Here is a 14,422-nt window from a genome sequence, read left to right as displayed (position 1 = left end):
TTAATTGAAGCGGCTTTTTTTTGACTTTAGAAATTAAACATTGTAAATTTGACCTTTCTAATTACAACTCATGCTCGATATTCAAAATATATCTTTTTCGTATACTGATAAACCAGTTATCAATAATATTTCTTTCACAATCAACAAAGGTGAAAATATTGCCATTATTGGCGAAAGCGGGTGCGGAAAAAGCACACTCTTAAAGCTTATATACGGTTTGTATGATTTAGATGAAGGAAAAATATTTTATAATGAAAAACCTATTCTCGATCCAAAATATAATTTGGTTCCCGGAATGCCATTTATGAAATATCTGGCACAGGATTTCGATTTGTCTCCTTATGAAACTGTTGCAGAAAATGTTGGAAAGTTTCTCTCTAATGGCTTTGCTAACATGAAAAAACTTCGTGTTCAGGAATTGCTGGAAATGGTCGAGATGGAACAGTTTTCTAATGTAAAAGCAAAATTTTTAAGTGGAGGACAACAGCAGAGAGTGGCTTTGGTTAGAGTGCTGGCACTTGAACCAGAAGTAATTTTGCTGGATGAACCTTTTAGCCAGATTGATGCCTTTCGTAAAAATGCTTTGCGTCGAAACTTGTTTAAATATTTGAAACAAAAAGGAATTACTTGCATAATCGCAACGCATGATAGTACAGACGCCTTGTCTTTTGCAGATGAAGCAATTGTCATGCGACACGGCGAAATTATAACAAAAGGTGATCCTGCCAAAATATACGAAGACCCGCAGACGAAATATGTAGCCTCTTTATTTGGAGAGGTTAATGAAGTTCCAACACATTTGCTGCTTCCATACGAAGATGAAACACATAAAACATTAGTATATCCGCACCAGTTTAAAATGGTTTCGGAGTCTAAACTTCCGGTAAAAATCAGGAGAACGTATTTTAGAGGAGGACATTATTTAGTAGAAACGGTTTATAAAAGGCAATTAATATTTTTTGAAAGTGAAATTGATTTACCACTTGAACAGGAAATATTTCTTGGTCTGAATTATCTATAAAATTTAAACCCGGCAGTTTTGAAATTGTCGGGTTTCTTTTTGCAGTAAACTTTTTGTTCTTAAATCTTATTTTTCATTCTTTTCAATGATTTGGATTAAAAAGTGTTTTTTCAAAAAGTAATTGTTTTTAAACAGTCTGATAATTAAAGTATATTAAATTGCTAATAACGAAAAAAATAGTAATTTGTACTCTTATGTTTTAAAGTATACGTAAATTTGCAATCTAAATTTTTAACAAATAACAATACTATATGTATCATTCAAAAATAGCAGGCTTAGGATATTACGTTCCTTCAAATGTTGTGACAAACGATGATTTGTCTAAGATAATGGATACCAATGACGAGTGGATTCAGGAAAGAACAGGAATTCAGGAAAGAAGACACATCATTCGCGGAGAAGATACTACAACTTCGATGGGAGTAAAAGCAGCTAAAATTGCAATAGAACGTTCTGGTGTAGCTAAAGAAGATATTGATTTTGTAGTTTTTGCTACATTAAGCCCGGATTATTATTTTCCAGGTCCTGGAGTTTTAGTTCAGCGTGATTTAGGATTAAAAACAGTTGGAGCTTTAGATGTTAGAAACCAATGTTCTGGTTTTGTTTATGCTCTTTCTGTAGCAGATCAATATATTAAAACCGGAATGTATAAAAATATTTTGGTTATTGGTTCAGAAGTTCACTCAACTGGATTAGACATGACAACACGCGGGCGAGGTGTTTCCGTTATTTTTGGAGACGGAGCAGGAGCAGCGGTTTTAAGCCGTGAAGAAGATTTAACAAAAGGAATTTTATCTACACATTTACATTCAGAAGGACAACATGCGGAAGAATTGGCATTGCAGGCGCCGGGAATGGGTGCACGCTGGGTTACTGATATTATTGCTGACAATGATCCGAATGATGAAAGTTATTATCCATATATGAATGGTCAGTTTGTATTTAAAAATGCTGTTGTTCGTTTCGCAGAAGTTATCAATGAAGGTTTAGAAGCAAATGGACTTCAGGTTTCTGATATTGATATGCTGATACCGCATCAGGCAAACCTGAGAATTTCACAGTTCATTCTGAATAAATTTAAACTAACAGACGATCAGGTACATAATAATATTCAGAAATACGGAAATACAACTGCAGCTTCTATTCCGATTGCTTTAACCGAAGCCTGGGAAGAAGGTAAAATCAAATCTGGTGATACAGTGGTTTTGGCAGCCTTTGGAAGTGGATTCACATGGGCAAGTGCAATCATCAAATGGTAAATTAATTCATCTTACATTATATTTTAAACCTGCTTCTTTTTGGAGCAGGTTTTTTTATATTCATTTGTCAGATTGAGTGAAGTCGAAGTATTATACGCTTTGTCAGGCTGAGCGGAGTCGAAGCCTACGTCATGATTGACCACAATATTATTTAATCAATGCAAATTATTAAAATCAGTTTTGAAATCAAAGGCGTGCCAATTGGAGCGTGGGCTTCGACTCCGCTCAGCCTGACAAACGTAACTTTAAACTGTATAATAAGTGGTATTTTTCTTATTTTTAATTTCAAATTAAAAAATTTTGAATAATGAAACGATATTACGTTTATATACTAAAATGTTCTGATAATAGTTATTATACAGGATTTACTAATAACATTGAAAGAAGGTTTAATGAACATAATTATGGAGCAAATAAAGATTGTTATACTTTTAATAAAAGACCATTACAATTAGTTTTTTGCACCGAATTTAATGATGTAAATCAAGCTATTGCTTTTGAGAAACAAGTAAAAGGATGGAGTCGGAAAAAGAAAGAAGCAATAATAAATGACAGGTGGGAAGATTTGAAAAAATTGTCAGAATGTTTAAACGAATCCAATCATAAAAATTTTAATAAAAAAGAACTATAATTGTAATTTAGCCTCCGACTTCGCTCAGTATGACAATAGTGTTGAGGTTTCTGGAAAACCTTTTGTCGGGCTGAGCGAAGTTGAAGCCTTTTAAATAATTTACAATGAAAAAAAATCAACTAGAAATAGCCTGCTTTAATTACGAATCGGCCATAATTGCTCAGGAGAATGGTGCAGACAGAATAGAATTGTGTGAAAACATGAAACTTGGCGGAACAACGCCAAATTCTATTTTAGTTGTAAAAGTCCGCGAAAACCTAAATATTAAAATGCATGTTATTATCAGACCTCGCGGCGGTAATTTTGTTTATTCTGATGAAGAACTTATAGAAATGAAACAGGATATCAAGCAATATAAAAAACTTGGAGTTGATGGTTTTGTTTTTGGAATTTTAAAAGAAAACGGAAGTATCAATAAAAAGCAAAATAGAGAATTAGTACATTTAGCTCATCCTCTTTCCTGTACTTTTCACCGTGCTTTTGATGTTGTGAAAGATGTTGAGAAATCTCTGGAAGATGTTATTGACTGCGGATTCAAAACCATTCTGACTTCTGGACAATGCGTAAATGTCGAAGAAGGAATTTTAGCTTTAGAAAAAATTCAAAAACTTGCCAAAGACAGAATAGAAATTATGCCCGGCGGAGGTTTGCGATCTTCAAACATTAAATTACTGCAAGAAAAACTGGATTTAACTTTTTATCATTCGTCAGCTATTACAAATGATTCAGAAATTGCAAATCCTGAAGAAATAAGAGAATTACGAAATTTTCTTTAATAAATAAAAAAGCCTGAAGTTGGCATACTCCAGGCTTTTTCTTTCTACAAGAAAATTATTCAAAATTATTAAAATATCGTCTAATAAAGCGTTGATTAGAACATTCCGCCGCCACTTTGATTAGTATTGTCTTCTCTTTGTTTACGCTCTAATTTTTTGATTTTAGCACCTCCAAAGTTATAAGTTAAACCTAAATAAACGGTCTGGCTTTCCCAAGTAAACTGACCCGTTTGAGGATAAGGATAAACACCATCAAATGAGAATTTCATTGTATTGAAAACATCATTAAAACGTAGGCTGATATTCATCTTATTGTCTAACAAAGTATAGCGTGAACCAACATCAATTTTGTACATTTCGTTTCTTCTTTGCTGAATTTCATCAACAGGACCTCTGAAAAATCCAAATAATAAAAAGCTTAAACGTTTTGTTGGTTTAAAGTTTGAGTTCATACGGGCATTAAATGCTGAAGTTGTAACACTTCTTTCTAAAGGAGAACTTGTTTTAGTAGCAGGATCATACTCGAAAACTACACCTTGCTGTTTAATGCTAGAAAAATCAATTGCCGGCTGAATATCCCACCATTTCGTAAGTTTATAGTTTGCCGAAATATCAAAACCATAAGCGCTATTGTGATCAAAATTTGTAAAACTCAAAATTTGTTTATAGCCAGATGCATCGTTTGGATCTGGGCTTAAGGTTCTACTGATTTGATCGTTAATACTTCTAACGAAAACTCCAGCAGTAATACTTCCTTTTTCTAGAGTTTTAGTATAATTTACTTCAACCGAATTTGTAAACTGAGGTCTTAATTCCTGATTTCCGTATGATGTTACTAAAGGAGTAGAAAACTCACGAATAGGTTTTGTCTGCTCTAAACTTGGCCTGTCAACACGACGGCTGTAGCTTAATTGTAAAACGTTTTTCTCATTTAAATTATATGTTAAATAAGCAGAAGGATACAATGTAATGTAGTCATCATCAAATTTTGTCTGACCGTGATTCAAATTTGCTTCTACTTTATAACTTTCAAAACGGGCTCCTAACTGATAGCTGAATTTTTTGTATTTCTGCCCAAAAGTTACATAAGCAGAATAAATATCTGTATCGTAAGTATAATTTGAAGCTTGATTTGCAGTTGCAACTGTCGGATTACTTGTGTTGTAAATATTTTCAGTTCTGGTTATTCTCGCTTCTGCACCAGCTTCAAGTGTTGTTTTGTCATTTAGCGGATTAACATAATCAACGTTTAAAGTTCCCAGTTTTCTGCTGTCATGAATGTAATCGTTGTAAACAACACTATTGATGGCATTTGCAGGAGTTGTAGTCTGCGTGTCAAAATTCGCATTTTGAGCTTCGGTAGTTTTACTATAATTTCCTTCAAAATCAAGTGTATGTCCTTCTTTTTTAAATATGTGTTTGTATGCTAAGTTATAAGTTCCAGTTTCGTTTGGTCCCTGATATCTTGATTTTTGATAAATGTTTTTAATATCAGGATCACCGTTATTGTAATCAATATCAGTATTTACAATACCTGTTCCTGTAGATTTATTCTGATTTGTATAGAAAGATAAAGTGTTGTGATCATTGATTAAATAATCCATACCTACTTTATACAAATAATTATCGTTATCATTTGAAATTTCTAATTTCTGAGATACATCCTGATCTAATCTTTGGATATGACCATCGTTAAAATAAGTTCCAAAGTTATTTCCGGCATTCCCGAAGAAATTTACTTTTCCGGTTTTGTAATTTAAATCTAAAGATTGATTGTATTTTGCCGTTTCACCAAAAGTAATACCACCGCTGTAACTTCCGTTAAAACCCGTATTAGCATTTTTGTGTAAAATGATATTGATAATTCCAGACATTCCTTCCGGATTGTATTTTGCACTCGGATTTGTAATCAACTCAATTTTTTTGATAGAAGTTGATGGAATTTGTTTCAATAACTGCGCAGGATCAATGTTAGATGGACGTCCATCAATTAATACACGAACATTATCATTTCCGCGAAGGGAAAGTTTTCCATCCTGATCAACATTCACAGAAGGAATATTATTCATAATATCAGATGCAGAAGCTCCGGCAGTTGTTAAGTCTTTTCCAACTGTAACTACTTTTCTGTCAATTTTTTGTTCAATTGTCGAACGTTCTGCAACAATGTTTACACCTTTTAATTGTGTAGCTTCTTCTTCAAGAGAAACATTTACAGTTGCCGTTTTTTTGTTTTCATTTAAAAGAACAGAACCAATATATTTTCTGAAACCAATATACTGAATTTCGATTGTATAGTTTTTTAAAGCTAAATTTTTAAATGAGAAATCTCCGTTATCATCTGTATTTACGCCTGAAACTACTTTTCCATTTTCTTTTAGAGAAACAGTAGCGTAAGAAATAGGCGCGTTGTTTGATTTTTCAATAATTTTTCCCGAGACCGTTCCGGTATTCTGGGCTTGTGCTGTTGCAATTACCCCCAGTAATGCAAACAGAAAGAATTTTAATTTCATAGCTTGATAATGATTATTTTGATTTGATTGATGATGAGATGTTTTTTTATTTTGTTTTGATTTTTTTGGCTTCAAATAAATTTAAAGTCTCTATTAAGACTATTTTGTTGCCAATATGTTACAAGAAAATCATAAAAAACTTTTACTTTTTTCGGGAAGTTCTGTTTTGGAGCAGTTTAGCGTTTTGATTTTTTGATAATTTTAACATTCAAAACAATTCAATTTTTAAGAAATTCTAACACTATTATGTGATTTTATATCTTTTTCATTTTCTCTAATTGATGAATAAGCAGTATCTTTGCTCACTTTAAAATAAGTTTACATGTCATTATCACAAATTCTAACACCTTCTATACAAAAAGCAATACAGGCATTATTTGACGTTTCTGTCGATAAAATCGAGTTTCAGACTACCAGAAAAGAGTTTGAAGGCGATATTACTATGGTAATTTTTCCTTTGTTGAAAGTAATTAAAAGTAATCCTGCCGAGTTAGGAAATAAAATTGGAAATTATCTGGTTGAAAATGTTTCCGAAGTTGCGCGCTTTAATGTAGTTTCTGGTTTTTTGAATATTGTAATTTCAGACAGTTACTATTTAAATTTCTTTAATGAAATAAAAGAGAAGCAACAATTTGGATATGTAACACCAAATCCTGCTGAAAAAGCGATTATGGTCGAATATTCTTCGCCAAATACAAATAAACCTCTGCATTTAGGTCACGTTCGTAATAATTTATTAGGATATTCTGTAGCAGAAATTCTAAAAGCATCCGGTAAAAAAGTTTACAAAACGCAGATCATCAACGATCGTGGAATCCATATTTGTAAATCAATGCTGGCTTGGGAAAAATTTGGAAATGGAGAAACACCACAAAGTTCAAATTTAAAAGGCGATAAATTAGTTGGTAAATATTATGTTGAGTTTGATAAAGCCTACAAAACAGAAATTAACCAATTAGTCGAAGCGGGAAAAACCGAAGAAGAAGCAAAAAAGCAAGCCCCAATTATCATTGAAGCACAGGATATGCTTAAAAAATGGGAAGCTGGAGATGAGCATGTTATTGCCCTTTGGAAAAAAATGAACCAATGGGTTTATGATGGTTTTGCGACAACTTATAGTAACCTTGGAGTTGATTTTGATAAATATTACTACGAAAGCAACACTTATTTATTAGGAAAAGATGTTGTTCAGGTTGGTCTTGATAAAGGAGTTTTTGAAAAAGACCCGGATGGTTCAGTTTGGATTGATTTGACAGATGAAGGTTTAGATCGTAAAATTGTTTTACGTTCTGACGGAACTGCAGTTTATATGACTCAGGATATCGGGACAGCAATTCAGCGTGTAAAAGACATGCCAGATGTTGGTGGTATGGTTTACACAGTTGGAAACGAACAGGATTATCATTTTAAAGTTCTGTTTTTAATTCTGAAAAAATTAGGATTTGATTGGGCTTCAAGTCTGTACCATTTATCATACGGAATGGTTGATTTACCTTCAGGAAAAATGAAAAGCCGTGAAGGAACAGTTGTAGATGCTGATGACTTGATGCAGGATATGACAGATACAGCTAAACAAATCTCAGAAGACTTAGGGAAATTAGACAGCTATTCTGATGAAGAAAAAGCAAAATTGTACAAAACAATTGGTCTTGGAGCTTTAAAATATTACATTTTAAAAGTAGATCCTAAAAAACGTATTTTGTTCAATCCGGAAGAATCTGTAGATTTTGCTGGAAACACAGGACCGTTTATCCAATATACTTATGCAAGAATCCAGTCAATTATTCGTAAAGCCGATTTTGATTTTTCTGCAAAAATAAATATTGAAGAACTTCATGAAAAAGAAAAAGAATTGGTAAAACAAATTGAACTTTTTCCGGAAGTAATTCAAAATGCAGCACAAAATCACAGTCCGGCATTGATTGCAAATTATACTTATGATTTAGTAAAAGAGTACAATTCTTTCTACCAATCAGTTCATATTTTAGGAGAAGTTGATTTAACTAAAAAAATTTTTAGAGTACAGCTTTCGCAGAAAGTTGCCGAAGTTATAAAATCAGCTTTTAGTTTACTTGGAATTGAAGTTCCGGAGAGAATGTAAGAAAAATATAAATACGATATAGGCCGATAGTTTTAAGATTATCGGCCTTGTTGTTTTTACATATCCCTTAAAAAGCAAAAAATATCATAATAAGACACAATTTGCGTTAAATTGTGTTAATGAATATGAAATAAAGATTTTTCATGTTAATTTTGTACTCTGTAAAGAATAATTATTTTGTATTATTACTTATTTGAATTGTATAAAGTATTGATATTCTTTTTGTTGAGGAGTTATGTAATTGCAATTGTAGCATTTTTAAAATATCTTCCTTATATTCATTTTTAACTATTTTGAATTAGTACCCCTTTTAGTAAGAAATAATAAAGGATAGTAAACCGTCTAAATATATTTAGACGGTTTTTTTATTTTAAAATATTATTTTGAAAGAAATAGACTATATTTTACATTGTTAAATTGAAATAAATTCTTGTTAAAATTAATTTAATTTTATAAGTTGCGCCCCTTAATTCAAATAAACTATAATGAAAAGAAAAATTAAAGGGCTAATGATTCTTGTTTCTGTTCTTATGACGCAATTGTTTTTTGCACAAGAAAGAACAATCTCAGGAATCGTATCGGATGGAAACGGACCAATTCCTGGTGCAAATGTTGTGGTAAAAGGTCAAAACAATGGTGTACAAACAGATTTTGATGGGAAGTATTCTATTAAAGCAAAGACTGGAGATGTTTTGGTTTTTTCTTATGTAGGTATGGAAGATACTAGCGCAGTTGTGAATGCGTCATCTTCTGTAAATGTGAAATTGAAAGATAGCAGTGAAGAATTAAAAGAAGTTGTAGTTCAAGTCGCATTTGGAACACAAAAAAAGCAAGAAATTACAGGTGCTGTTAGTAAGATTGATGCTAAGCAATTAGAAAATACCCAATCATCAAATGCGGTGCAATCTTTAACAGGTAAAGTTGCTGGTGTTCAAATTGCTGCAAATTCGGGACAACCCGGAGATAAACCACAAGTAAGATTTAGAGGTATTGGATCGATTTCATCATCAAATGAACCATTATATGTTGTCGATGGTATACCTTATAATGGAGATGTCAATGCAATTTCTTCTCAAGATATTGAATCCGTTAGTTTTTTAAAAGATGCATCATCTAATGCATTATATGGAAGTAGAGGAGCAAATGGTGTAATTATAATTACAACTAAAAAAGGTAAAAAAGGCCAGTTGAATGTAACTTATGAAACAAAAATCGGTGTTAATTCAAGAGCAGTTCCTGAGTATGATATGATTACCGATCCAGGAGAATATTATAAAACTGTTTATAATAGAATTAGAAATGGTTTAATTTATCAAGGACAGACTCCTGCAAATGCCTCAGCAACGGCTGCTCAAAATTTAATTAGTGGAGAGACTTACTCATTAGGATATAATAATTATAATGTACCTAATGATCAGGTGATAAACCCAGAAACAGGTCAGTTAAATCCAAATGCAAAATTATTGTATCATGACAATTGGTCTAAAAATCTATTTAGAGACGCTACAAGAATAGAACATTTTTTGAGTATGTCTGGGAGTACAGAAAATCTTAATACTTATTTATCAGTAGGCTATCTTTCAGATAATGGATATACAATTAACTCCAATTTTAAACGTGCAACAGTTAGAGCAAATGTTGATTATACTTTAAACAGTAAAGTGAAAGTTGGAGCAAATTTAAATTACGCAAATTCAGACCAAAATGCTCCAATATCACAAGTTTCATCTACAACTTATAGTAATTTATTTAATTGGGCTAGAAGTATAGCACCTATATATACAATTTGGCAAAGAGATAATAATGGAAATTTTATTACTAATGAAGATGGCTCTAAGTTATATGAATTTAATAAATCTGGGGATAGACCATATGGTTCAAACCTGAATCCATATGCTACAACCTTATTAAATACAAATTTAAACGAAGAAAATAAATTTGGAGCTAGAGGCTATGTTTCTATTGATTTCTTAAAAAATTTCAATTTTAGATATAATCTAGGGTATGATTTGTTGTCTGGATATTATTTAAATTCGACTACAGGACTTGGTGGAGATGATATGGGAGTTAATGGTAGAATTGGTACAGCGACAAAAAATGAATATACAATAACAAATCAGCAATTATTATCTTGGAAAAAAACATTTGGAGATCATAATTTGGATATTCTGATTGGTCATGAATCATCTGACTTTACATCAAAAATGCTAACAGGACAAAAAAGTGGTATTGTAATACCTGATTTACCTGTTGTAAGTAATGCGACCGTTTATAATTATCTTGATGGATACAATGATTTGTATAAAGTAGAAGGATATTTTTCAAGATTAAACTATAATTATAAAAATAAATATTTTGTCAATGGTAGTTTTAGACGTGATGGCTCATCGGTATTTTCACCAGAAAACAGATGGGGGAATTTTTATGGATTTGGAGGAGCTTGGTCTGTTGCAAAAGAATCATTTTTCCCTAAAACTAAATGGGTTAACGATTTAAGAATCAAAGGTAGTTACGGAGAGCAAGGTAATGATAATATATATTATCCATCTACATCACAAATAACTCACCGTTCTTATTTTGGAAGCTCAAGAAACTATTACGCATACCAAACTCAATATGAAATTGTCCCTGATGCTGAAGGGAATGCAAGTGTTTTGAATGTTTATCAAGGAAATGATAAAATTAAATGGGAAAAATCTAAAAATCTAAATATTGGATTTGATGTACAATTATTTAATAGATTAAATATTGAAGCTGAATATTTTGAAAGAAATGTTAGTGATTTGATATATAATCGTCCTAATTCACCTTCAACTGGGGTTTCATTTATTACTGAAAACATTGGTGATATGTCGAATAAAGGAATTGAAATTAATTTAGGACTTGACATATTAAAATCTGAAAATATCGATTTCAATATTTGGGCTAATTCAACACATTACAAAAATAAAATAACAGCATTACCAAGTCCTTTTACAAATGGCATTTTTAGATTTGAAGTTGGAACTCCAGCATACTCTTATTATTTGAGAGAATTTGCGGGCGTAGACAAGACAAATGGAAATGCATTATGGTATATGGATGAAAAAGATGCTTCTGGAAATGTAATAGGAAAAATACCAACGAATGTTTATGGAAAAGCAACTCAGTATTTGAGTAAGAAAAATGCGAATCCTGATGTATATGGTGGATTTGGTACAGTGGTTAGATATAAAAATCTAACATTACAAGCCGGTTTTGCATACCAATTTGGTGGATATATGTACGATAATATTTATCAAACAGCTATGTACTCGGGATCAGATGGAATTGGACAAAATTATCATAAAGATGTGAATAAAGCCTGGTCTGTTGATAATCCTAATTCTAATATCCCGCGAATAGATCATATTTCTACTCTTCAAATGTCAGCTTCTGATTTTTTCTTAATAAAATCAGACTATATCAGTTTACAAGATGTTTCTTTATCATATGACTTTAAAAATAAGCAGCTTTTAGATCTAGGTGTTCAATCAACTAAGTTTAGCTTGATGGGATCAAATTTAGCTTTATGGTCCGAAAGAAAAGGAATGGATCCTAGATTGAATAATTTAGGAGCAAGAACAAATAACGGTCAATCTTTAAATGTGTATGGTGTTATGAAATCTATATCACTTGGTCTAACTGTAAATTTTTAAAAACATGAAAAAAATAATAATATTATCATTGTCGTTGTTGATCTTTACAAGTTGCGAAAGTGATTTTCTTGATACGATGCCACAATCCACTATCAATGATGGGCAATTAGCTACTTCAGCAGAAGCAAATGAAGCAATAATAAATGGGATTTATTCAGCATTAAGATCTTATGGCTTATCCATATCTAATCATGAAGACTATGGTCATAAATCTATTTTATCAGCTACTGATTTAATGTCAAATGATATGTTAATGACAAAATCTAGTTGGTATAGTAATTTTTATAATTATCAGGGAAGACAGCAAACCAATACTAGATCGCGCTTAGCATGGAGTACATATTATCCACAAATTAAAACCACAAATGTAGTATTAGCAGGAATTCCAGAAGGAACTACTGATGAGAAACTCAAAGGAATTAGAGGACAGGCTTTGGCTCTAAGGGGTTATTTTTATTTTATGCTGGCACGTATTTATGGACCAACATATGGAGGTAATGAAAATAAATTATGTGTACCTCTTTATACTGAAATTACTTTTGAAGGAAGAGAAAGATCTACAGTACGTGAAGTATATAATATAATTGAAAAGGATTTGGCAGAGTCTATTGCTTTGTTAGAAGGATATAAGCGTAAAAATAATAATGCAATTGATCAATCTGTTGCTCAGGCTTTTTTAGCAGATGTGTATTTAGAAATGGGTAAATACTCTGAGGCAGCTATTCTAGCAAATGCTGCGAGACAAAAATATCCATTGTTAACACAAAATGAATGGATGCAAGGATTTTATGATGTTAGTAATAAAGATACTATGTGGGGAGCATCAATAACTTCAGCGCAGAGTTCTTTTGTTGCTAATTTTTTCTCTCATTTTGATAATACTAATGAATCAGGATATGCAGGCGGACTTGGGATTTATAAAAATATCGATATCAATTTATACAATAGTATTTCAGGAACTGATTTCAGAAAGAATGCATTTGTGGCTCCTGGTGGTAATTCAACATATCCTTCATTACCAGCTTATGCTAATTTGAAATTTATAGATCCAACAATTGATGCTGGAGATTATATTTATTTAAGGGCTGCTGCAATGTATTATATCGAAGCAGAAGCATATGCAAGATCAGGGAAAGAATCATTAGCTAGAAAAGTCTTATATGATATAACAATAACAAGAGATCCTGCATATGTATTATCAACTAATTCAGGTACAGCTTTAATAGATGAAATTATACTTCAAAAAAGAATTGAATTGTGGGGTGAAGGTTACGCATGGTTTGATATGAAGAGATTGGGAGTAGCTTTAAATAGGGATTATCCCGGATCAAATCATACAGCATTTGGTAAATTTAATATACCGGCTTCGGATAACAGGTTTATTTTTCAGATTCCACAAGCTGAAATTGATGCTAATCCATTGATTGTTCAGAATCCACTATAAAAAAATTAAAAATAAAAAAAAGCCGGTAATTTTCAAATTACCGGCTTTTTTACAACTAACACAAACATTTTTTATTTTACAAATTTGTCGATAATTGCATCAGATTCAGCTTTTGTTGCTGTTGGTTTTAAATCAAACAAAAGAGAATAAAGCGCTTTTCTGTCAACTTTAGCTTCTAAGTTTAAGTCTTTATGTCTGTCAAAGAGAGTTTGCCATTTGTCACGAACATTTTTCCAAAGAGCATTATTTTCTTTCCACCATTTTTGAGCAGCAATACATTTAATATCTGGAACTTTAGTATAAACATCAAATCCTTTTTCCTGTGCTAATAAAATATCTTTTCCTGCATCATCACGAATAAGTTTGTCATTATCTTGCTCATGATTCCATCCTGTAGCAGTGATTTCGTGAATATTTCTTCTTTTTAAAACATTATAATCGTTACGTTTTGTCTGCTCTCTTCTAGGAAGCGGTGCGTCGGCAACGTTAGACCAATAGTCTTGTCCATCAACATGTACCCAAGTTGAAGATCCTTCATATCGTGGGCTGTCATCTACTTGATATACCTTTTGAGTCCACTGTCCCTTAACAGCTTTTTTGTCAAGTTTTATATATTTCCATGAGTTTCCTTTATCGAATGAGTATAAGTCTGTGTTTTCAAATAACCAATCTTGTCTCCAGTGTTTAATAATCATATCATCACTTACAATCAATAAATGCTGCATTGAGATTTTATTGGGAGTATCTTCTAATAACTCTACCCATTCTAAAGCAGTTTCATGTTTAGTTTCAGATGGTTTATAAGTAAGAGAATCCTTTGGATATGAGAATGTTTCTGTGAAATTAAATTTCACTTCATAACAACCACACATAGATTTAATTGATTTTATGTCTTGTTGTTTCTTGTCCTGACTAAAACCAAGACCACATGTTAAAGCCATAATGGCTGAGAAATAAAGGCTTTTTGAAATCATAACTTATTATTTGTTTTTAATTTGAG

Annotated in this window: 9 protein-coding genes; 7 read left to right on the top strand and 2 right to left on the bottom strand. The window is 31.9% G+C overall.

All coding sequences use genetic code 11. The features are described from left to right. Positions 1 to 70: 70 nt before the first annotated feature. From BUC29_RS11610 to BUC29_RS11595, 4 genes are all read left to right on the top strand, one after another. Complete coding sequence (locus BUC29_RS11610; protein ID WP_073416338.1) at positions 71 to 1,021, top strand: ABC transporter ATP-binding protein; 951 nt, start codon at positions 71 to 73, stop codon at positions 1,019 to 1,021. 251 nt (positions 1,022 to 1,272) lie between these two features. Further along, positions 1,273 to 2,280 (top strand): 3-oxoacyl-ACP synthase III family protein, encoded by a 1,008-nt coding sequence (locus BUC29_RS11605; RefSeq protein WP_073416337.1) that lies wholly within the window; start codon positions 1,273 to 1,275, stop codon positions 2,278 to 2,280. Positions 2,281 to 2,587: 307 nt separating this feature from the next. Next, complete coding sequence (locus BUC29_RS11600) at positions 2,588 to 2,911, top strand: GIY-YIG nuclease family protein (RefSeq protein ID WP_073416336.1); 324 nt, start codon at positions 2,588 to 2,590, stop codon at positions 2,909 to 2,911. A gap of 104 nt (positions 2,912 to 3,015) precedes the next feature. Continuing rightward, a complete protein-coding gene (locus BUC29_RS11595) occupies positions 3,016 to 3,687 on the top strand; it encodes a copper homeostasis protein CutC (RefSeq protein ID WP_073416335.1) in 672 nt (223 codons plus the stop codon). A 95-nt stretch (positions 3,688 to 3,782) separates the two neighbouring features. Here BUC29_RS11595 and BUC29_RS11590 read toward each other — a convergent pair whose 3' ends face one another. After that, positions 3,783 to 6,200: a TonB-dependent receptor gene (locus BUC29_RS11590; RefSeq protein WP_073416438.1), complete on the bottom strand. Its 2,418-nt coding sequence runs from the start codon at positions 6,198 to 6,200 to the stop codon at positions 3,783 to 3,785. Between the two features lie 322 nt (positions 6,201 to 6,522). Here BUC29_RS11590 and argS point away from each other — a divergent pair, with 322 nt between their 5' ends. From argS to BUC29_RS11575, 3 genes are all read left to right on the top strand, one after another. Further along, the gene (gene argS, locus BUC29_RS11585) at positions 6,523 to 8,301 is read left to right on the top strand and encodes an arginine--tRNA ligase (protein WP_073416334.1); all 1,779 of its coding nucleotides are present in this window, start codon (positions 6,523 to 6,525) and stop codon (positions 8,299 to 8,301) included. Positions 8,302 to 8,786: 485 nt separating this feature from the next. Then, positions 8,787 to 11,978 (top strand): SusC/RagA family TonB-linked outer membrane protein, encoded by a 3,192-nt coding sequence (locus BUC29_RS11580; RefSeq protein ID WP_073416333.1) that lies wholly within the window; start codon positions 8,787 to 8,789, stop codon positions 11,976 to 11,978. A gap of 4 nt (positions 11,979 to 11,982) precedes the next feature. Beyond that, positions 11,983 to 13,422, top strand: a complete 1,440-nt coding sequence (locus BUC29_RS11575) for a RagB/SusD family nutrient uptake outer membrane protein (protein WP_073416332.1) — start codon at positions 11,983 to 11,985, stop codon at positions 13,420 to 13,422. Positions 13,423 to 13,493: 71 nt separating this feature from the next. Here the strand turns inward: BUC29_RS11575 and BUC29_RS11570 are convergent, their stop codons facing one another. Beyond that, positions 13,494 to 14,396: a DUF6607 family protein gene (locus BUC29_RS11570; RefSeq protein WP_073416331.1), complete on the bottom strand. Its 903-nt coding sequence runs from the start codon at positions 14,394 to 14,396 to the stop codon at positions 13,494 to 13,496. Positions 14,397 to 14,422 lie beyond the last annotated feature (26 nt).

The organism is Flavobacterium defluvii (genome assembly GCF_900129555.1).
GTDB lineage: Bacteria > Bacteroidota > Bacteroidia > Flavobacteriales > Flavobacteriaceae > Flavobacterium > Flavobacterium defluvii.
This window is presented reverse-complemented; position numbering and strand designations above follow the sequence as displayed.

What these genes read in the sequence shown, in the direction of transcription:
- BUC29_RS11590 (WP_073416438.1), bottom strand. Translation starts at nt 6,200, where the DNA reads ATGAAATTAAAATTCTTTCTGTTTGCATTACTGGGGGTAATTGCAACA.
- BUC29_RS11575 (WP_073416332.1), top strand. Translation starts at nt 11,983, where the DNA reads ATGAAAAAAATAATAATATTATCATTGTCGTTGTTGATCTTTACAAGT.
- BUC29_RS11580 (WP_073416333.1), top strand. Translation starts at nt 8,787, where the DNA reads ATGAAAAGAAAAATTAAAGGGCTAATGATTCTTGTTTCTGTTCTTATG.
- argS (WP_073416334.1), top strand. Translation starts at nt 6,523, where the DNA reads ATGTCATTATCACAAATTCTAACACCTTCTATACAAAAAGCAATACAG.
- BUC29_RS11605 (WP_073416337.1), top strand. Translation starts at nt 1,273, where the DNA reads ATGTATCATTCAAAAATAGCAGGCTTAGGATATTACGTTCCTTCAAAT.
- BUC29_RS11600 (WP_073416336.1), top strand. Translation starts at nt 2,588, where the DNA reads ATGAAACGATATTACGTTTATATACTAAAATGTTCTGATAATAGTTAT.
- BUC29_RS11610 (WP_073416338.1), top strand. Translation starts at nt 71, where the DNA reads ATGCTCGATATTCAAAATATATCTTTTTCGTATACTGATAAACCAGTT.
- BUC29_RS11595 (WP_073416335.1), top strand. Translation starts at nt 3,016, where the DNA reads ATGAAAAAAAATCAACTAGAAATAGCCTGCTTTAATTACGAATCGGCC.
- BUC29_RS11570 (WP_073416331.1), bottom strand. Translation starts at nt 14,396, where the DNA reads ATGATTTCAAAAAGCCTTTATTTCTCAGCCATTATGGCTTTAACATGT.